The organism is Burkholderia sp. COPS (genome assembly GCF_019425585.1).
In the GTDB taxonomy this organism is placed as follows: Bacteria; Pseudomonadota; Gammaproteobacteria; order Burkholderiales; family Burkholderiaceae; genus Burkholderia; species Burkholderia cepacia.
Genome location: NZ_WIXR01000031.1, coordinates 35,033 through 49,370, shown reverse-complemented (window position 1 = coordinate 49,370; position 14,338 = coordinate 35,033). Strand labels below are relative to the sequence as shown.

14 protein-coding genes are annotated in these 14,338 nt (G+C 69.3%); 9 read left to right on the top strand and 5 right to left on the bottom strand.

Going from position 1 to position 14,338, the window contains the following annotated elements; all coding sequences use genetic code 11:
- Positions 1-1,422, top strand: a 1,422-nt coding sequence (locus FOZ70_RS25065; RefSeq protein ID WP_258025720.1) for a S41 family peptidase, incomplete at its 5' end; no start/stop codon positions are given.
- A 19-nt stretch (positions 1,423-1,441) separates the two neighbouring features.
- Here the strand turns inward: FOZ70_RS25065 and FOZ70_RS25060 are convergent.
- From FOZ70_RS25060 to FOZ70_RS25045, 4 genes are all read right to left on the bottom strand, one after another.
- A complete protein-coding gene (locus FOZ70_RS25060) occupies positions 1,442-2,719 on the bottom strand; it encodes an MFS transporter (protein ID WP_048024169.1) in 1,278 nt (425 codons plus the stop codon).
- 193 nt (positions 2,720-2,912) lie between these two features.
- Positions 2,913-3,494 carry a YceI family protein gene (locus FOZ70_RS25055; RefSeq protein ID WP_021156367.1) on the bottom strand — a complete coding sequence of 194 codons (582 nt, stop codon included), beginning with the start codon at positions 3,492-3,494 and terminating at the stop codon, positions 2,913-2,915.
- Positions 3,495-3,558: 64 nt separating this feature from the next.
- The gene (locus FOZ70_RS25050; RefSeq protein WP_042972699.1) at positions 3,559-4,119 is read right to left on the bottom strand and encodes a YceI family protein; all 561 of its coding nucleotides are present in this window, start codon (positions 4,117-4,119) and stop codon (positions 3,559-3,561) included.
- A gap of 8 nt (positions 4,120-4,127) precedes the next feature.
- A complete protein-coding gene (locus tag FOZ70_RS25045; protein ID WP_021156369.1) occupies positions 4,128-4,688 on the bottom strand; it encodes a cytochrome b in 561 nt (186 codons plus the stop codon).
- A 258-nt stretch (positions 4,689-4,946) separates the two neighbouring features.
- On the opposite strand from FOZ70_RS25045, the gene FOZ70_RS25040 reads away from it, so the two are divergent.
- The 6 genes from FOZ70_RS25040 (at position 4,947) to FOZ70_RS25015 (ending at position 12,616) form a co-directional block, all read left to right on the top strand.
- Positions 4,947-5,609: a paraquat-inducible protein A gene (locus tag FOZ70_RS25040; protein ID WP_021156370.1), complete on the top strand. Its 663-nt coding sequence runs from the start codon at positions 4,947-4,949 to the stop codon at positions 5,607-5,609.
- Complete coding sequence (locus tag FOZ70_RS25035; protein WP_021156371.1) at positions 5,606-6,235, top strand: paraquat-inducible protein A; 630 nt, start codon at positions 5,606-5,608, stop codon at positions 6,233-6,235. Before FOZ70_RS25040 ends, FOZ70_RS25035 begins: the two co-directional genes overlap by 4 nt.
- Positions 6,228-7,847: an MlaD family protein gene (locus FOZ70_RS25030; protein WP_027788344.1), complete on the top strand. Its 1,620-nt coding sequence runs from the start codon at positions 6,228-6,230 to the stop codon at positions 7,845-7,847. The genes FOZ70_RS25035 and FOZ70_RS25030 overlap by 8 nt, the downstream gene beginning before the upstream one ends.
- A complete protein-coding gene (locus FOZ70_RS25025; protein WP_059860553.1) occupies positions 7,844-8,569 on the top strand; it encodes a PqiC family protein in 726 nt (241 codons plus the stop codon). The genes FOZ70_RS25030 and FOZ70_RS25025 overlap by 4 nt, the downstream gene beginning before the upstream one ends.
- Before the next feature lie 468 nt (positions 8,570-9,037).
- Positions 9,038-11,152 (top strand): site-specific recombinase, encoded by a 2,115-nt coding sequence (locus FOZ70_RS25020; protein WP_048024165.1) that lies wholly within the window; start codon positions 9,038-9,040, stop codon positions 11,150-11,152.
- A gap of 162 nt (positions 11,153-11,314) precedes the next feature.
- A complete protein-coding gene (locus FOZ70_RS25015; protein WP_021164196.1) occupies positions 11,315-12,616 on the top strand; it encodes a class I SAM-dependent RNA methyltransferase in 1,302 nt (433 codons plus the stop codon).
- Between the two features lie 96 nt (positions 12,617-12,712).
- Here the strand turns inward: FOZ70_RS25015 and FOZ70_RS25010 are convergent, their stop codons facing one another.
- On the bottom strand, positions 12,713-12,907 hold the full coding sequence (locus tag FOZ70_RS25010) for a toxin-antitoxin system, toxin component (protein ID WP_346656412.1): 195 nt from the start codon (positions 12,905-12,907) through the stop codon (positions 12,713-12,715).
- A gap of 182 nt (positions 12,908-13,089) precedes the next feature.
- On the opposite strand from FOZ70_RS25010, the gene FOZ70_RS25005 reads away from it, so the two are divergent.
- Positions 13,090-13,500 (top strand): VOC family protein, encoded by a 411-nt coding sequence (locus tag FOZ70_RS25005; RefSeq protein WP_021164198.1) that lies wholly within the window; start codon positions 13,090-13,092, stop codon positions 13,498-13,500.
- Positions 13,501-13,573: 73 nt separating this feature from the next.
- Complete coding sequence (locus FOZ70_RS25000; RefSeq protein WP_021164199.1) at positions 13,574-14,260, top strand: YafY family protein; 687 nt, start codon at positions 13,574-13,576, stop codon at positions 14,258-14,260.
- Positions 14,261-14,338: the final 78 nt, after the last annotated feature.

Here is a 14,338-nt window from a genome sequence, read left to right as displayed (position 1 = left end):
TCACCCGCCTTACCCGCCACCGCCCGGCCGCCTTCACCCTGCCCGCCCGACTGGGAGCCGCAAATCTGCGAGCTCAAGGCGGCGGTGGAAGTGCTGAAGCGGCAGCACCTGACCGACGTCGACATCGGCGCGCTGCTCGACGCCACGACCCACGCGGGAATCAGGACGCTGCCGTACGCGCGGTTCTTCGATGCGAAGGAGGAGCAGGAGCGAAGCGAAGACGAACGGCGCGCGCGCGACGGCACGCCCGGCATCGGCATCGTCTTCGAGACGCGGCCCGACGGGCTGCACATCGTCGACGTGATTCCCGACGCGCCCGCGGAACAGGCCGGCGTGCGCCCCGACGATCTCGTCGTCGCGATGAACGATACGAGCGTCGTCGGCATCGACGCCGCCGACCTGACCAAGCTCGCCAAGGGCGACGCGGGTGTGCCGCTGAAGCTCACGGTACAGCGCGGCCCGTCGCACTCGATGCTGAGCTTCGCGCCCGTGCGGACGATCCTCAAGCCGCACCCTGCGACCGCGAAACGGCTCGCCGGCGACGTCCTGTACACGCGGCTGTCGAGCTTTCCGGAGCCCGCGGTCGGCGCCTACATCGACGCGGTGCAGGCCGCACGCCGCGCGGGGCCGCCCGTGAAAGGCGTGATTCTCGACCTGCGCATCAACGGCGGCGGCGCGCTCAACGCGGCGATCGGCATCACCGCGCTGTACGCGGGCCGCGATCGCACCGCGATGGTGACGGTCGAGCGCGGCGACGCCAACCGTCGCCGCTACACGACCAACTGGCCCGACTACGCGTTGCCGGTCATGCACGGACAGGATCCGCTCGCGCCGTTGCAGGCCGACGACTGGTGGCGCACCGTGCCGCTCGTCGTGCTCGTCGACGGACAGAGCGCGTCGGCCGCCGAAGCGACCGCGGCGGCGCTGAAGGATCTCGGCCGCGCGAAGCTGCTCGGCATGCCGACCTACGGAAAGGGGCTCGCTCAAACGGGCGTCGACCTGATCGACGGTACGCGCCTGAATTTCACGTTTGCGCGCAACCTGCGGCCGAACGGCTGCCCGATGGACGGCTACGGCGTGGTGCCCGACTGGCTGGTGCCGCCGCGCCGCGACTCGGACGTCGACGGCGTGCTGCTGTGGTACCGCGAAGCCGATCTCCCGCGCGCGCCGTATGCGGACCGGCTGGCGCCCGACCCGTTCGCGAAGGTGCGCAAGGAACGGCAGAAGCTGCGCGAGCAGCGTGCGCTTGCAAAGATCGACTCGGCGAAGAGCGCGGCGCTGCCGCAGCGCGAGTTCGGCACGGCGTCCGACTGGCAGCTCGGGCAAGCCCTTGCCGCGCTCGCGGGGCGCCCCGTGCGAACGGTCGACGCCAGGCCGCAACTGATGCCCGCGCAACCCGTGTGCGAGCGCGCCGGCAACTGACGCGCGCCGCCTGCCCCTGTTACCGGAAGCCGAACCGCCGGCGCAACACGACCAGCGCCGCGAGGCTCAGCACGGCCGCGAACATCAGGTAGAAGCTCGGCGCCGTCTTCATCCCGGTCGCCTTGATCAGCCATGCGATGATGAACGGCCCGAAGCCGCCGAAGATCGTCACCGCGACGTTATAGGCGAGCGACATCCCGGTCGTGCGCGTCTGCACCGGGAACACTTCGGACAACAAACCCGGCAGCGCCGCGAAGTAACCCGTCATCAGGAATGCGAGCAGCACCTGCAGCGCGATCAGCGTGCCGAAGCCCGGATGGGCGACCAGGTACGCGAATGCCGGATAGATCAGCACGAGGATGCCGACCGCCGGCGCGATCATCACGCGCACGCGGCCGTAAGTATCCGACCAGTGGCCGACGAGCGGTGCGAACACCATCTGGATCACGCCGACGACGAGGATCGCCGCGAACGCGGCCGACGGCGCGAGGCCGAGCTGCTTCACGCCGTAGGTCGGCATGAACAGCACGAGATAGGTCGCGACGGTGCCGAGCACGACGACGCCCATCGCGGCGACGAGACGCGCCTTGTGCGACGCGAACGTGTCGCGCAGCGGGTTCGCGGTGCCTTCCGCCGCGAGGAATTCGGGCGTCTCGTCGACCTTCGTGCGGATGTAGTAAGCGACCGGCCCGAGCAGCAGGCCGAAGAAGAACGGCACGCGCCAGCCCCACGACGCCATCTGCGCGGCCGAGAGCTGCGCGTTCAGCACGGTGCCGAAGCCGGCGGCGAGCAGCGTCGTGAGCCCCTGGCTCGCGACCTGCCAGCTCGCGAAGAAGCCGCGCCGGCCCGGCACGTGTTCGGCGAGGAACGCGGTCGCGCTGCCGAATTCGCCGCCGGCCGAGAAGCCCTGCATCAGCCGCGCGGCGACGAGGATCACCGGCGCCGCGACGCCGATCGCCCCGTAGGTCGGCAGCACCGCGATGATCAGCGTGCCGGCCATCATCAGCAGGATCGACAGTGTGAGCGCGGCCTTGCGGCCCGCGCGGTCGGCGTACGCGCCGAGCACGATCGCGCCGAGCGGGCGCATGAAGAACGACACGCCGAACGTGCCGAGCGTGAGCAGCAGCGACACGGTGTCGTTGCCGGCCGGGAAGAACAGCTTCGAGATCGTCACCGCGAAAAAACCGTAGACGACGAGATCGAACCACTCGAGCGCATTGCCGATCGACGCGGCGACCACCGCGCGCCACACGCGCGGCGACGAGGCAATGGGACGGGACTGCGTGACGGCATGCATCGGCGATCTCCTTGTCGTTGTACGTTCTGTTCGAGGCGGCCGCGGCCACGCGCGCGCCGTCGGCGCCGCCCGGGCGCCGCAAGCGGCGCTCGGGCGATTATAGGCGCGCAAAAAAAACCGCCGCGCCCGTGGAACGGGAACGCGGCGGTTGGCGCGCACCGGGCCGGCGCGGCGGCCGGCCCGGCTGGCGGGGTTACTGCTGCTTGACGGCTTCGGCCGTGATCAGCAGCTTCGTCTTCATCTTGAAGCCGTACTGCTTGCCGTAGTCGAGGCCGAAATCGTCGCGGCTGAATTCGCCGACCGCGTCGACGCCGCACACTTCACGCTTGAGCATCGGATGCGGCATGCACTTGAACGAGTCGATCTTCAGCGTCACCGGCTTCGTGACGCCATGCAGCGTCAGGTTGCCGACCACCGACACCGGCTTGTCGCCGTCGAACTTGATCGTGCCCTTGTAGTTCGCCTGCGGGAACTTCGCGACGTCGAAGAATTCGTTCGTCTGCAGATGCTCGTCGAGCTTCGCGCTGCCGGTGTGGATCGACGCGATGTCGGTCGTCACGTCGACCGTACCCGTCTTCGCCGCGCGATCGAGCGTCACGGTGCCGCTCGACTTGTCGAACTTGCCGCGCCAGACCGACAGGCCGCCGAAGTGGTCGGCCTCGAAGCTCGGGTACGTGTGGGACGGATCGAACTGGTAGGTTGCGCTGTCGGCGAATGCCGAGAACGACAGCGTGGCAGCCAGTGCGCCCGCGGCGATCATCAGATGCTTTTTCAACTCTTTCTCCTTGGAACGGCGCCGCGCCCTCGCGCGGCATTCGGGTGATGCGATGGTTCGCCGCTTACTTCGTGGCGACGAGATGGAACTTGATCTGCACTTCGTCCGCGACGACCGACGTGTCCTTCCATTCGCCGGTGCCGACGTTGAAGGCCGAACGCTTGATCGGCAGCACGCCGTCGAACGTCTGCGTCGCGCCGTTCTGCGTGACCGTGACGGGCACCGTGACGGTTTCGGCCTTGCCCTTGATCGTCAGCTTGCCGGTCACGTTGTACTTGTTGCCGCCGGCCGGTGCGATCGCCGACGACACGAACGTCGCCTGCGGGAAAGCCTTCGCGTCGAACCAGTCCTTGCCGGCGACCTGGTCGTTGTACATCTTGTCGCCGAGGTCATAACTCGCGACGTCGATCGTCATCTGGGCGCTGCCCTGCGCGGCCTTCGCCGGATCGAACTTCACCTGCGCGGAAAACTTCTTGAACGCGCCTTCGGTCGGCACGTTCATCTGCTTCGACACGGCGGACACCTTGCTCTTCGCGAGATCGACATCGGCGTGCGCCGCGCCCGACGCGACAAGTGACACCGCGGCGAACGCGGTCAGCATGGAGCGGGAGAAAGACACTTTCATGGGATCCTTCATTTGGCGGAGGGAAGCATCCGCGACAGCAGGCCGTCGCGGTCCAACAACTGGTGCTTGAGCGCCGCGAGCACGTGCATCGCGACGAGCGCAAGCAGAATGTAATTCAACGACACGTGGAGCGTCTTGAAGGTTTCCTTCAGCACCGGATCGGGGTCGATCAGGCGCGGCAGCGGCACGATGCCGAGGTAGACGACCGGGATGTTCGAGGCCGAGCTGTACAGGTAGCCCGTCACGGGGATCACGATCATCAGCACGTACAGCAGCATGTGCACGCCGTGCGATACCGCGCGCTGCCACGCCGGCGTGTCGGCCGGCAGCGGCGGCGGCACGTGCGTCGCCCGCCACAGCACGCGGATGACCGCCAGCGCGAACACCGTCACGCCGATCCACTTGTGCCACGAGAAGTACTTCAGCTTGGTCGGCGTGAAGCCGGGGATGTCGGTCATCACCCAGCCGAGCGCGAAGCCGCAGATGATCAGCAGCGCGATCAGCCAGTGCAGCGCGATCGCGGTATGCGCATAACGTGCCGGCACGGCCGGCGGCGATTTCGATACCATCCTGGATTCCTCAGTTCAGCGAACAGCCGCGCCGGCCATTCGTCCGACGCTTGTCAAGGGCGCCATGCTACCGCAACCTTTTGACGCGCGCGGACTCTGAGGACAGGCATGTCAGCCGGCCGACAGCTTCCCGTCATGTTACCGGCCGGTCACAAACCGCACGATCCTTGACACGCCGAAAAGGCCCTTTTGGTAAGATTGGCGCGGGTTCCGGCCCCGTCGACGCGTGTCCCCGGCCGTCGCACAACTGCCTTTTCCATGCAACGATACGATCTGATTGCCTGTCACGAGTGCGACGCACTGTTGCACAAACCGCGCCTGAGCGGCCGCGAAATCGCGCGTTGCCCGCGCTGCGACGCGCTGCTTTATCGCAACAGCGCGGCGCAGATCGAGCGGATCTGCGCCCTCGCGCTCGCGGCACTGATCACGTTCACGATTGCCCAGGCGTTCCCGATCCTCGAAATGGACGTGAACGGCAACCGCGTGCAGACCACGCTGATCGGCGCGATCGACTCGCTGTGGCGCCAGGACATGGCGATCGTCGGTGTGATGGTGTTCTGCTCGACCGTGCTGTTCCCGCTCGTCGAGATGTCCGCGCTGCTGTACCTGCTGCTGCCGATCCGCCGCGGCGTCGTGCCGCCCGGTTTCAACCTCGTGCTGCGCGCGATCGAGCTGGTGCGGCCGTGGGGGATGATCGAGGTGTTCATGCTCGGGATCCTCGTCACGATCGTCAAGATGGTGAGCCTCGCGCGCGTCGTGCCCGACGCCGCGCTGTTCGCGTTCGCCGCGCTCACGCTGATGATCGCCGTGGTGCTGATGTTCGATCCGCGCACGCTGTGGGACATCGCCGACGACCTGCGCGCCGGGCGCTCGCCCGGGCAGCCCGACGCCGCCCCGCTGCCGGAAGCCGCCCGCCGATGACGATCCCGACCGCCGCCCGCGAGGGCTACGTCAGCTGCCACACGTGCGGGCTCGTGCAGACGCTCGACCATCCGCACGCGCATTGCGCGCGCTGCGGCAGCGCGCTCCATTTCCGCACGCCGAACAGCCTGATGCGCACGTGGGCGCTGCTGCTCGCGGCCGCGATCCTGTACATTCCGGCGAACCTGCTGCCGATCATGCGCACCGCGTCGATCGTCGGCTCGCAGGAAGACACGATCATGAGCGGCGTCATCTATTTCTGGGTGTCGGGCGACTGGCCGCTCGCCGTCGTCGTGTTCGTCGCGAGCATCCTCGTGCCGATGCTCAAGCTCGGCGTGCTGCTGATCCTCGTGATCAGCGCGCAGCGCCGCACCGCGTGGCGGCCGCAGCAGCGCACGCGGCTGTTCCGGATCGTCGAGCGCATCGGCCGCTGGTCGATGCTCGACATCTTCGTCGTGACGCTGACCGTCGCGCTCGTCCATTTCCGTTCGCTCGCCGTCATCACGGCCGGCCCCGGCGCGCTCGCGTTCGGTTCGGTCGTGATCTTGACGATGCTCGCGTCGATGCAGTTCGATCCCCGCCTGATCTGGGATCCAGTCGAAACCTCAGGGAATCACCATGAATAGTCCACAAGGCCCGCAGCACGACGCGCCCCGGCCGCCCGATCCGACGATCTCGACGAAAAGCGGCTGGCTGCCGTCGCTCGTCTGGCTCGTGCCGCTGATCGCCGCGCTGATCGGCATCGGCCTCGTGATCAAGTCCGTGCGCGAACGCGGCCCGGAAATCACGATCAGCTTCCACAGCGCCGAAGGGCTCGAGCCCGGCAAGACCCAGGTCAAGTACAAGGACGTCGAGATCGGCATGGTCAAGACGATCAAGCTGTCGAAAGACCTGTCGCGCGTGCTCGTCCAGGTGCAGCTCAAGAAGGAAGCCGAGGACTTCGCGGTCAAGGGCTCGCGCTTCTGGATCGTGCGGCCGCGCGTCGGCGCGACCGGCGTGTCGGGGCTCGGCACGCTGCTGTCGGGCGCGTACATCGGCGTCGACGCCGGCCGCGGCCAGGACACGCTGACCGATTTCACGGGCCTCGAGACGCCGCCGGCCGTCACGGGCGACCAGAAAGGCACGCAGTACGTGCTGCGCGGCGATTCGCTCGGCTCGGTCGACATCGGCTCGCCGGTCTACTACCGCCGCGTGCAGGTCGGCCAGGTGGTCGGCTTCTCGCTCGACAAGGACGGCACGGGCGTCACGTTCAACGTGTTCGTCAACGCGCCGTACGACCAGTACGTCGGCATCAACTCGCGCTGGTGGCAGGCGAGCGGCGTCGACCTGCGGCTCGATTCGAGCGGCCTGAAGCTGAACACGCAGTCGCTCGCGACGGTGATCCTCGGCGGCATCGCGTTCCAGACGCCGCCGAACCAGGGCTCCGGCACGACCGCGCCGAACAACACGACGTTCCGCCTCGCGTCCGACGAGGGCGACGCGATGCGCGACCCGGACGGCCAGCCGCTGCAGGTCGTGATGAACTTCAACCAGTCGCTGCGCGGGCTCGCCGTCGGCGCGACGGTCGACTTCCGCGGCATCGTGCTCGGCGAAGTGACGAACATCGGCATCGACTTCGATCCGAAGACGAAGAACTTCCTGATGCCGGTGACGATGAACATCTATCCGGAACGCCTCGGCCGGCGCTTCCGCGAAACGATCGAGAGCAAGGGCGAACCGGCCCGCCGCGAGATCGTCGAGCGGCTCGTCCAGCACGGGCTGCGCGGCCAGTTGCGCACCGGCAACCTGCTGACGAGCCAGCTGTACGTCGCGCTCGACTTCTTCCCGAAGGCACCGGCCGTGAAGATCGACACGGCACGCCAGCCGCTCGAGCTGCCGACCGTGCCGAACACGCTCGACGAGCTGCAGCTGCAGGTCGCCGACATCGCGAAGAAGCTCGACAAGGTGCCGTTCGACCAGATCGGCGCGAACCTGAACAGCGCGCTCGCGAACGCCGACAAGCTGTTCAAGCAGCTCGACACGCAGGTCGCGCCGGAAGCGCGCGACACGCTGTCGGCGGCGAAGCAGACCTTCTCGACCGCCGAAGCGACGCTGCAGCAGGATTCGCCGCTGCAGTCCGACGTACGCGGCGCGCTGAAGGAACTCACGCGCACGCTGCAATCGCTGAACGCGCTCGCCGACTATCTGGAGCGCCACCCCGAATCGCTGCTCAAGGGCAAGCCAGGAGATCAACCATGACGACACGCGTGAACGGTTTCGCGAGCGGTGCTGCGGCGGTTGCCGCCGCCCTCGCGCTCGCCGCGTGCAGCTCGCCGCCCGCGCGGTTCTACACGCTCAGCCCGGCCGATGCCGCTGCGCCCGTGCGCACCGCGCCGGCCAACCCGGCGTTCCTGATCGAGGTGCCGTCCGTCGGCGTGCCCGAGCAGGTCGCGAAAAACCAGCTGGTCGTGCAGAAGAACGCCGCGCAGGTCGACGTGCTCGAGCAGGAACGCTGGGCATCGCCGCCCGCCGACGAGATCCGCCGCGCGCTGTCGGACGATCTCGCCGCGCAGCTCGGCACGATCGACGTCGCGAATTCCGCGACGCCGCCCGGCGTGCCCGTGTATCGCATCAGCGTGAACGTGCAGCGCTTCGAGTCGTGGCCGGGCAAACGCGCGGCGGTCGATGCCGTGTGGAGCGTGCGCTCGCTCGCCACGCAGGCCGTGATGACCTGCCGCACGAGCGTCGCCGAACCGGTCGCCGACGGCTACGACGCACTCGTCGCCGGCCACCGGCGCGCGCTCGACGTGATCGCCACGCAAGCCGCGGCCGGCGTGCGTGCCATGGCCGCGCGCCGTGGCGCTTCGGCTGCCACGGCACCCGCGGCCGGCGGCAAGACGGCCGCCGCGCCGGTCGTGCCGTGCCCGGCCAATCCGGCGCCGGGCGGCGACGCCGGTGCGACGGGCAAGTCCGGCGCATAAGCGGGCGGCGCGCGGGCGAACGCTCGACGGCGTACACACCTGCGCGGCTTCGTCCAGCGCGGCGCGTCCGATAGCGACCGCCGGCCGCCACCGGCGATGCGCTGCCGCGGCCGGCCCCGGCCCCGCATCGCGCTCCCCGGCCGGACGGCCATGACATTGTTTGTCAAAGTCGGCCGGAACCGGCTTCGTGTAACGCGGTCGGCTTGCGTTTTCCGGCCCGATTGACGATCCTACGCACTTTCAGGCCCGCGCCGCTCGTCGTGCGCGCCAGCCAGCGGCGCCGGGCCGCGTTCGGCCCGACCGCCGTGCCGCCCGGCGCCCGCACCGTGCACCGAGCAGGGCAGCCGCATCGCGGGTCGCCTCGCATCGTCCGGCAACCTGCCCCGTCTCACCCGTTCTCCCCGGCGCCGCGCCGTTTCCCGGCCGGCATCCCGAACCCGCCCGCCGAGGGCTTTCGTTATTCCGTTTATGTTTCGTTCCCTGACGACCCTGATCAAGAAGTGGCGCGCGTCGCGCAATGCCGGTCACCAGCTCGATGCGCTGCTCGCGCACGCCGACGCCGACGCGTCGTACGCCGAGCGCAGCGAATGGCTGATCGAGCTCGCGCACTGGCTGCGCCGCACCGGCACGATGCAGGACGCGCCGGCCGATCGCGACGCCGATGCGCGTGCGTATCCGGCCCATGCGCGGTTGCGCTACCTGTTCCACGTGCTCGATCGCAACCCCGCATGGAAGGCACACGCCGCGCGCATCCTGCGCGGCATCCTGCGCGAGTGCGACGGCATCTCGCTCCTGTGCGACGCCGGCATGCCCGTGCACTCGGGCTTCTTCGGCGCGCTGTTCGAGCGGATCGACTCGTCGCTGATCCCGCCGGCGCCGAACCGCCGCGAGCTGTCGGCGCTCTTCACGCTGATGTTCCCGACGCCGGAAGACGCGCAATGGATCGACGCGCTGCCCGACGATCTCCTCACGCGCCTCGCCGACCTGTTCTCGTTCGACGTCACCGACGAAGAGCGCCACGAGCCGGGCTCGTTCTCGCGCGACCTGCTGGCCGCGCTGCACAACCTGACCTGCCAGATCAGCTCGACCGGCCTGTCGCAGACGGTGCGCAGCCGGCTCTCCGACGACGACGCGCGCAAGCCGCTCGAAACGCAGCCGTTCTACCGCCTCACGCGCGCGATGCTCGCGGTCGAGACCGCGCACGCGGCCGTCGAGGACGGCGGCGACCCGAGCAAGCTGCTGCACGAGGTCAACTACCTGCGCGTGCTGCTCGACGAATGCCGGATCGCCGTCGACGAGGTGTTCTCGCACCTGTACCGCAACGGCGTGTCGGTCGACATCGTGTTCCAGGTCGAGCGGATGCGCATGCGCATCCTGCGCGCCGAGATGCTGCTCAACGCGTGGATGGCGCGCGACGACCTGCACGGGATGGCGCACCTGACGGCCGAGCTCGTCGACGCGAACCACAACAGCCAGAGCGTGTCGCACCTCGTGCGCAGCAACTTCTCGCTGTTCGCGCGCAAGCTCGTCGAAACCAACGCGGACACCGGCGAGCACTACATCTCGCGCGGCCGCGCCGAGTACCTGAAGATGCTGCGGATGGCCGCGGGCGGCGGCCTCGTCACCGTCGTGACGGTATGCGTGAAGTTCGCGATCACGGGCGCGCACCTGCAGTCGATGCTCGAAGGGCTGCTCGCGGGCATCAACTACGCGGCCAGCTTCATGCTGATGCACTTCCTGCACTTCACGCTCGCAACCAAGCAGCCTGCGATGACCGCGCCGACGCTCGCGCGCGAGCTGGACGACACGGGCCACGACGAAGGCGTGAAGGCGTTCGTGGCATCGGTGATCGCGCTGATCCGCACGCAGGCCGCCGCGATTTCGGGCAACGTGCTCGTCGTGCTGCCCGTGTGCCTGCTGGTGCAGCTGTTCGCCGGCAACCTGCTGCATGCGAACCTGATCTCGCCGGAGAAGGCGCACGCGACGCTGCACTCGTTCTCGCTGCTCGGCCCGACGCCGCTCTACGCGGCGCTGACCGGCGTGCTGCTGTGGGCGTCGAGCCTGCTTGCGGGCTGGGCCGACAACTGGTTCGTGCTGCACCGGGTCGGCGACGCGCTCACGTACAACCGCCGGCTGCGCCTCACGCTCGGCGCGGCCGGCGCCGCGAAGCTCGCGCATTTCTGCCGGTCGAACGTGGCCGGCGTGGTCGCGAACGTGGGCCTCGGCCTGATGCTCGGCCTCATCCCGGCGATCGTCACCGTGTTCATGTTCCCGTTCGAGGTGCGGCACGTGACGCTGTCGGCCGGCTCGATCGGGATCGCGCTCGGCGTGCTGGGCAAGGACGCGCTGGGCACCCCCGAGCTGTGGTGGGCCGGCGCCGGCGTGCTCAGCATGGCGATCCTCAACGTGCTCGTGAGCTTCGCGCTCGCGTTCACGATGGCCGTGCGCTCGCGCAGCCTGCGCCCGACCAAGGTGCGCGCGCTCGTCGCCGCGATCGTCCGCACGGTGCTGTCGAATCCGCTCGCGCTGTTTTGGCCGGGCAGCAGCCCGGCCGCCCGCGCCGGCCAGCCGGGCTCGCACTGAGCCCGCGGGCCTGGCGGTGCCCGCCCGGGCGCCGCCAGGCCGCCCCCGGCATGCATGCGCGGCGCCCGGGCCCGCGCCGCGGCACCGAAACGCGACGCAACGCCGGCCCCGGCCGCCCGCGCCGCGTACAATAGTGGACTTTTGCACGTCCTCACCCGCCTTATGTCCTCGCCCACCCTGTACGAATTCTTCGCCCCCTGCCCGCGCGGCCTCGAAGCGGCGCTTGCCGCCGAGCTGGCCGAAATCGCCGGCCGCCACCTGAACGGCGCGCCGTTCACCGCGGGCGCGCAGGTGCCGGGCGGCGTCCACTTCAGCGGCGGCTGGGCCGCCGGCATGGCCGCGAACCTCCATTCGCGGATCGCGAGCCGGGTCCTGCTGAAGATCGCGCACCGCGCCTACCGCAACGAGCAGGACGTCTACGCGCTCGCGCTCGAGCAGCCGTGGGAGCGCTGGTTCGCGGCGACGCAGACGCTGCGCGTCGACATCACCGCGATCAAGTCGCCGCTGAAGAGCCTCGAATTCGCGACGTTGCGCGTGAAGGACGCGATCTGCGACCGGATGCGCGAGAAGACCGGCGCGCGCCCGAGCATCGACACCGGTGCGCCCGACGTGCGCGTGTTCGCGTTCCTGACGGCCAACGAGTGCACGCTTTACCTCGACACGTCGGGCGAGCCGCTGTTCAAGCGCGGCTGGCGTCTCGACAAGGGCGCGGCGCCGCTGCGCGAGAACCTCGCGGCCGGCATCCTGCGCCTGACGGGCTGGACGCCCGGCACGGCGCTGTACGACCCGATGTGCGGCAGCGGCACGTTCCTCGCGGAAGCCGCGCAGATCGCGCTTGGCGTCGCACCCGGCGTCGAGCGCCGGTTCGGCTTCGAGAAACTCAAGCAATACGACATCACCGCATGGCAGGGGCTGAAGGTCCCGGCGCTGGACGCGAAGCGCGCGGCGCGCGGCAAACGCGGCGAAGCGCTCGGCGTGTACGGCAGCGACATCTCCGGCGACATGCTCGAGAAGGCACGCGCGAACCTCGAGCGCGCGGGCGTGCCGTCGGTGTGGCTCAAGCAGGTCGACGCGCGCGGGATGACGCCGCCGTGCGACGGCCCGGGCATCATCCTCGCGAACCCGCCGTATGGCGAGCGGATCGAGGTGCGCGGCCGCAGCGCGCGCGGCGAGGTGCGCGAGACGGGCCGCAACCGCGGCAACGACGACGCGTTCCGCCGCACCCACACCGACGCGCCGGACAGCGAGTTCTTCAACGCGCTCGGCGATGCGCTGAAGCAGCGCTTCACCGGCTGGCAGGCGTTCCTGCTGACGTCCGACCGTTCGCTGCCCGGCCAGTTGCGGTTGCGCGAATCGGCCAAGACGCCGCTGTTCAACGGCGCGCTCGAATGCCGGCTGTTCCGCTTCGACCTGATCGCCGGCAGCGTGAAGGCGCGCCCGGCCACGCCGGAAGGCGACGCGTAATCCGCATCATGGTCGCGACGGGGCCGCCGATACGGCCCCTGCGCGGCAACCGGAACGCCGCCGTTACCGCATCCGCGGCAACGGCGGCGTTTCGTTTCAATGCTTCGACTTCTCCCGGCGCCCCGTCGTGAACGGCAGCGCCTGCCCCATCTTGAGCAGCGTCTTGCCGCTCGACAGCACGAGCGGCCACCCGCCGCGAATCCCGCGATCCATCTCCGAGCCCGGCACCAGCCCGTCGTGCGTGACGGCCGGCTTCACGACGCCCTCGTGCGGCTCGACGACGCTGGTCACGCGCGCTTCCCCACTCTCCCTCGACGGCGTGCGCCACGTGACGATCAGGCGGCGCTGGCGGATCGTTCCCGACCTCTACTGACAATACGGTGTCAGCAGGCTGCGATCACACTGCAATCCCGGCGCAATGCAACGCTGGTTTCCGCACCGAACCCGAACAACAACGCAACAAGGAGCGCGTCATGACGTCCGCAACTGCCACCGCCACTGCCACCCCCGAGCGCGCGATCGCGTGGTTCGACATTCCGTCCCTCGATTTCGACCGGGCGATCCGCTTCTACGAAACCGTGCTGCAAACGACGCTGCAGCGCGAAGTCATCGGCGGCGTGCCGATGGCCACGTTCGACCGCGACGCATCGAGCACGGGCGGCAGCATCGTGTTCGATCCGCAGCAGATCAAGCCGAGCGCGAACGGCGTGCTCGTCTACCTGAACGCCGGCGAATCGGTCGTCGCGGCGCTCGAACGCGCGAAGCGCGCGGGCGGCGTCGTGCAGGGCTCCGTCGTCGAGCTGCCGAACAACTACGGCTACGTCGGCTACCTGATCGACACCGAAGGCAACCGCGTCGGCCTGCACGCGCCGAAATGCCACTGAGCGCAGCGGCCATCGGGCGCGCGCGGCGCTATCATCGCGAAGTCCCCATTGCCGTTGGAGCCGAGGTGCCGTCATGACGCGCCGTGCCGACCGCCTGTTCCAGATCGCCGAGCTGCTGCGCGGGCGTCGTCTCACGACCGCGCAGCAGCTGGCCGACTGGCTGTCGGTGTCGCCGCGCACGGTCTATCGCGACGTGCGCGACCTGCAACTGTCAGGGGTACCGATCGAAGGTGAAGCCGGCATCGGCTACCGGCTGAACCGCAACGCGAGCCTGCCGCCGCTCACGTTCACGGCCGAGGAGCTCGCGGCGCTCGCCACCGGCGCACGCATGCTCGAAACCTGGGGCGGTGCGCGCTTCGCGAGCGGCGCACGCTCGGCGCTCGCGAAGATCGCGTCGGCGATGCCGGCCGACAAGCGCACGGCGCTCGACCGCCTGCCCGTGTTCGCGCCGTCGTTCCATATCGACGAGACGTTTTGCGCGAAGGTCGATGCGATCCACCAGGCCATCGATACGCGCCACGTCGTCAGCTTCGACTACCGCGACCGGCTCGGCGCGCATTCGCAACGCCGCGTGTGGCCGCTCGGGCTCGTCTACTGGGGCGGGCGCTGGACGATCGGCGCGTGGTGCGAGCTGCGCGGCGATTTCCGCACCTTCGACATCGCGCGGATGGGCGACATCGTCGTGCACGAGCAGTTTCCGGACATGGAAGGACGGCGGATCGCCGATTACATGCGGATCGCGGAAGCGCCGATGCGCTGACGCGCCGATACGGCACGGCGGCGGGCGCACCGCCGCCGTTCACGTTCCGGGCCGCCGTGCCGGCGCCCGGCCCGCCTT

Bases quoted from the DNA above. Each gene is read 5' to 3' on its own strand.
- FOZ70_RS25035 (WP_021156371.1), top strand. From the start codon at position 5,606: ATGACGATCCCGACCGCCGCCCGCGAGGGCTACGTCAGCTGCCACACG.
- FOZ70_RS25015 (WP_021164196.1), top strand. From the start codon at position 11,315: ATGTCCTCGCCCACCCTGTACGAATTCTTCGCCCCCTGCCCGCGCGGC.
- FOZ70_RS25060 (WP_048024169.1), bottom strand. From the start codon at position 2,719: ATGCATGCCGTCACGCAGTCCCGTCCCATTGCCTCGTCGCCGCGCGTG.
- FOZ70_RS25030 (WP_027788344.1), top strand. From the start codon at position 6,228: ATGAATAGTCCACAAGGCCCGCAGCACGACGCGCCCCGGCCGCCCGAT.
- FOZ70_RS25005 (WP_021164198.1), top strand. From the start codon at position 13,090: ATGACGTCCGCAACTGCCACCGCCACTGCCACCCCCGAGCGCGCGATC.
- FOZ70_RS25025 (WP_059860553.1), top strand. From the start codon at position 7,844: ATGACGACACGCGTGAACGGTTTCGCGAGCGGTGCTGCGGCGGTTGCC.
- FOZ70_RS25045 (WP_021156369.1), bottom strand. From the start codon at position 4,688: ATGGTATCGAAATCGCCGCCGGCCGTGCCGGCACGTTATGCGCATACC.
- FOZ70_RS25000 (WP_021164199.1), top strand. From the start codon at position 13,574: ATGACGCGCCGTGCCGACCGCCTGTTCCAGATCGCCGAGCTGCTGCGC.
- FOZ70_RS25040 (WP_021156370.1), top strand. From the start codon at position 4,947: ATGCAACGATACGATCTGATTGCCTGTCACGAGTGCGACGCACTGTTG.
- FOZ70_RS25050 (WP_042972699.1), bottom strand. From the start codon at position 4,119: ATGAAAGTGTCTTTCTCCCGCTCCATGCTGACCGCGTTCGCCGCGGTG.
- FOZ70_RS25020 (WP_048024165.1), top strand. From the start codon at position 9,038: ATGTTTCGTTCCCTGACGACCCTGATCAAGAAGTGGCGCGCGTCGCGC.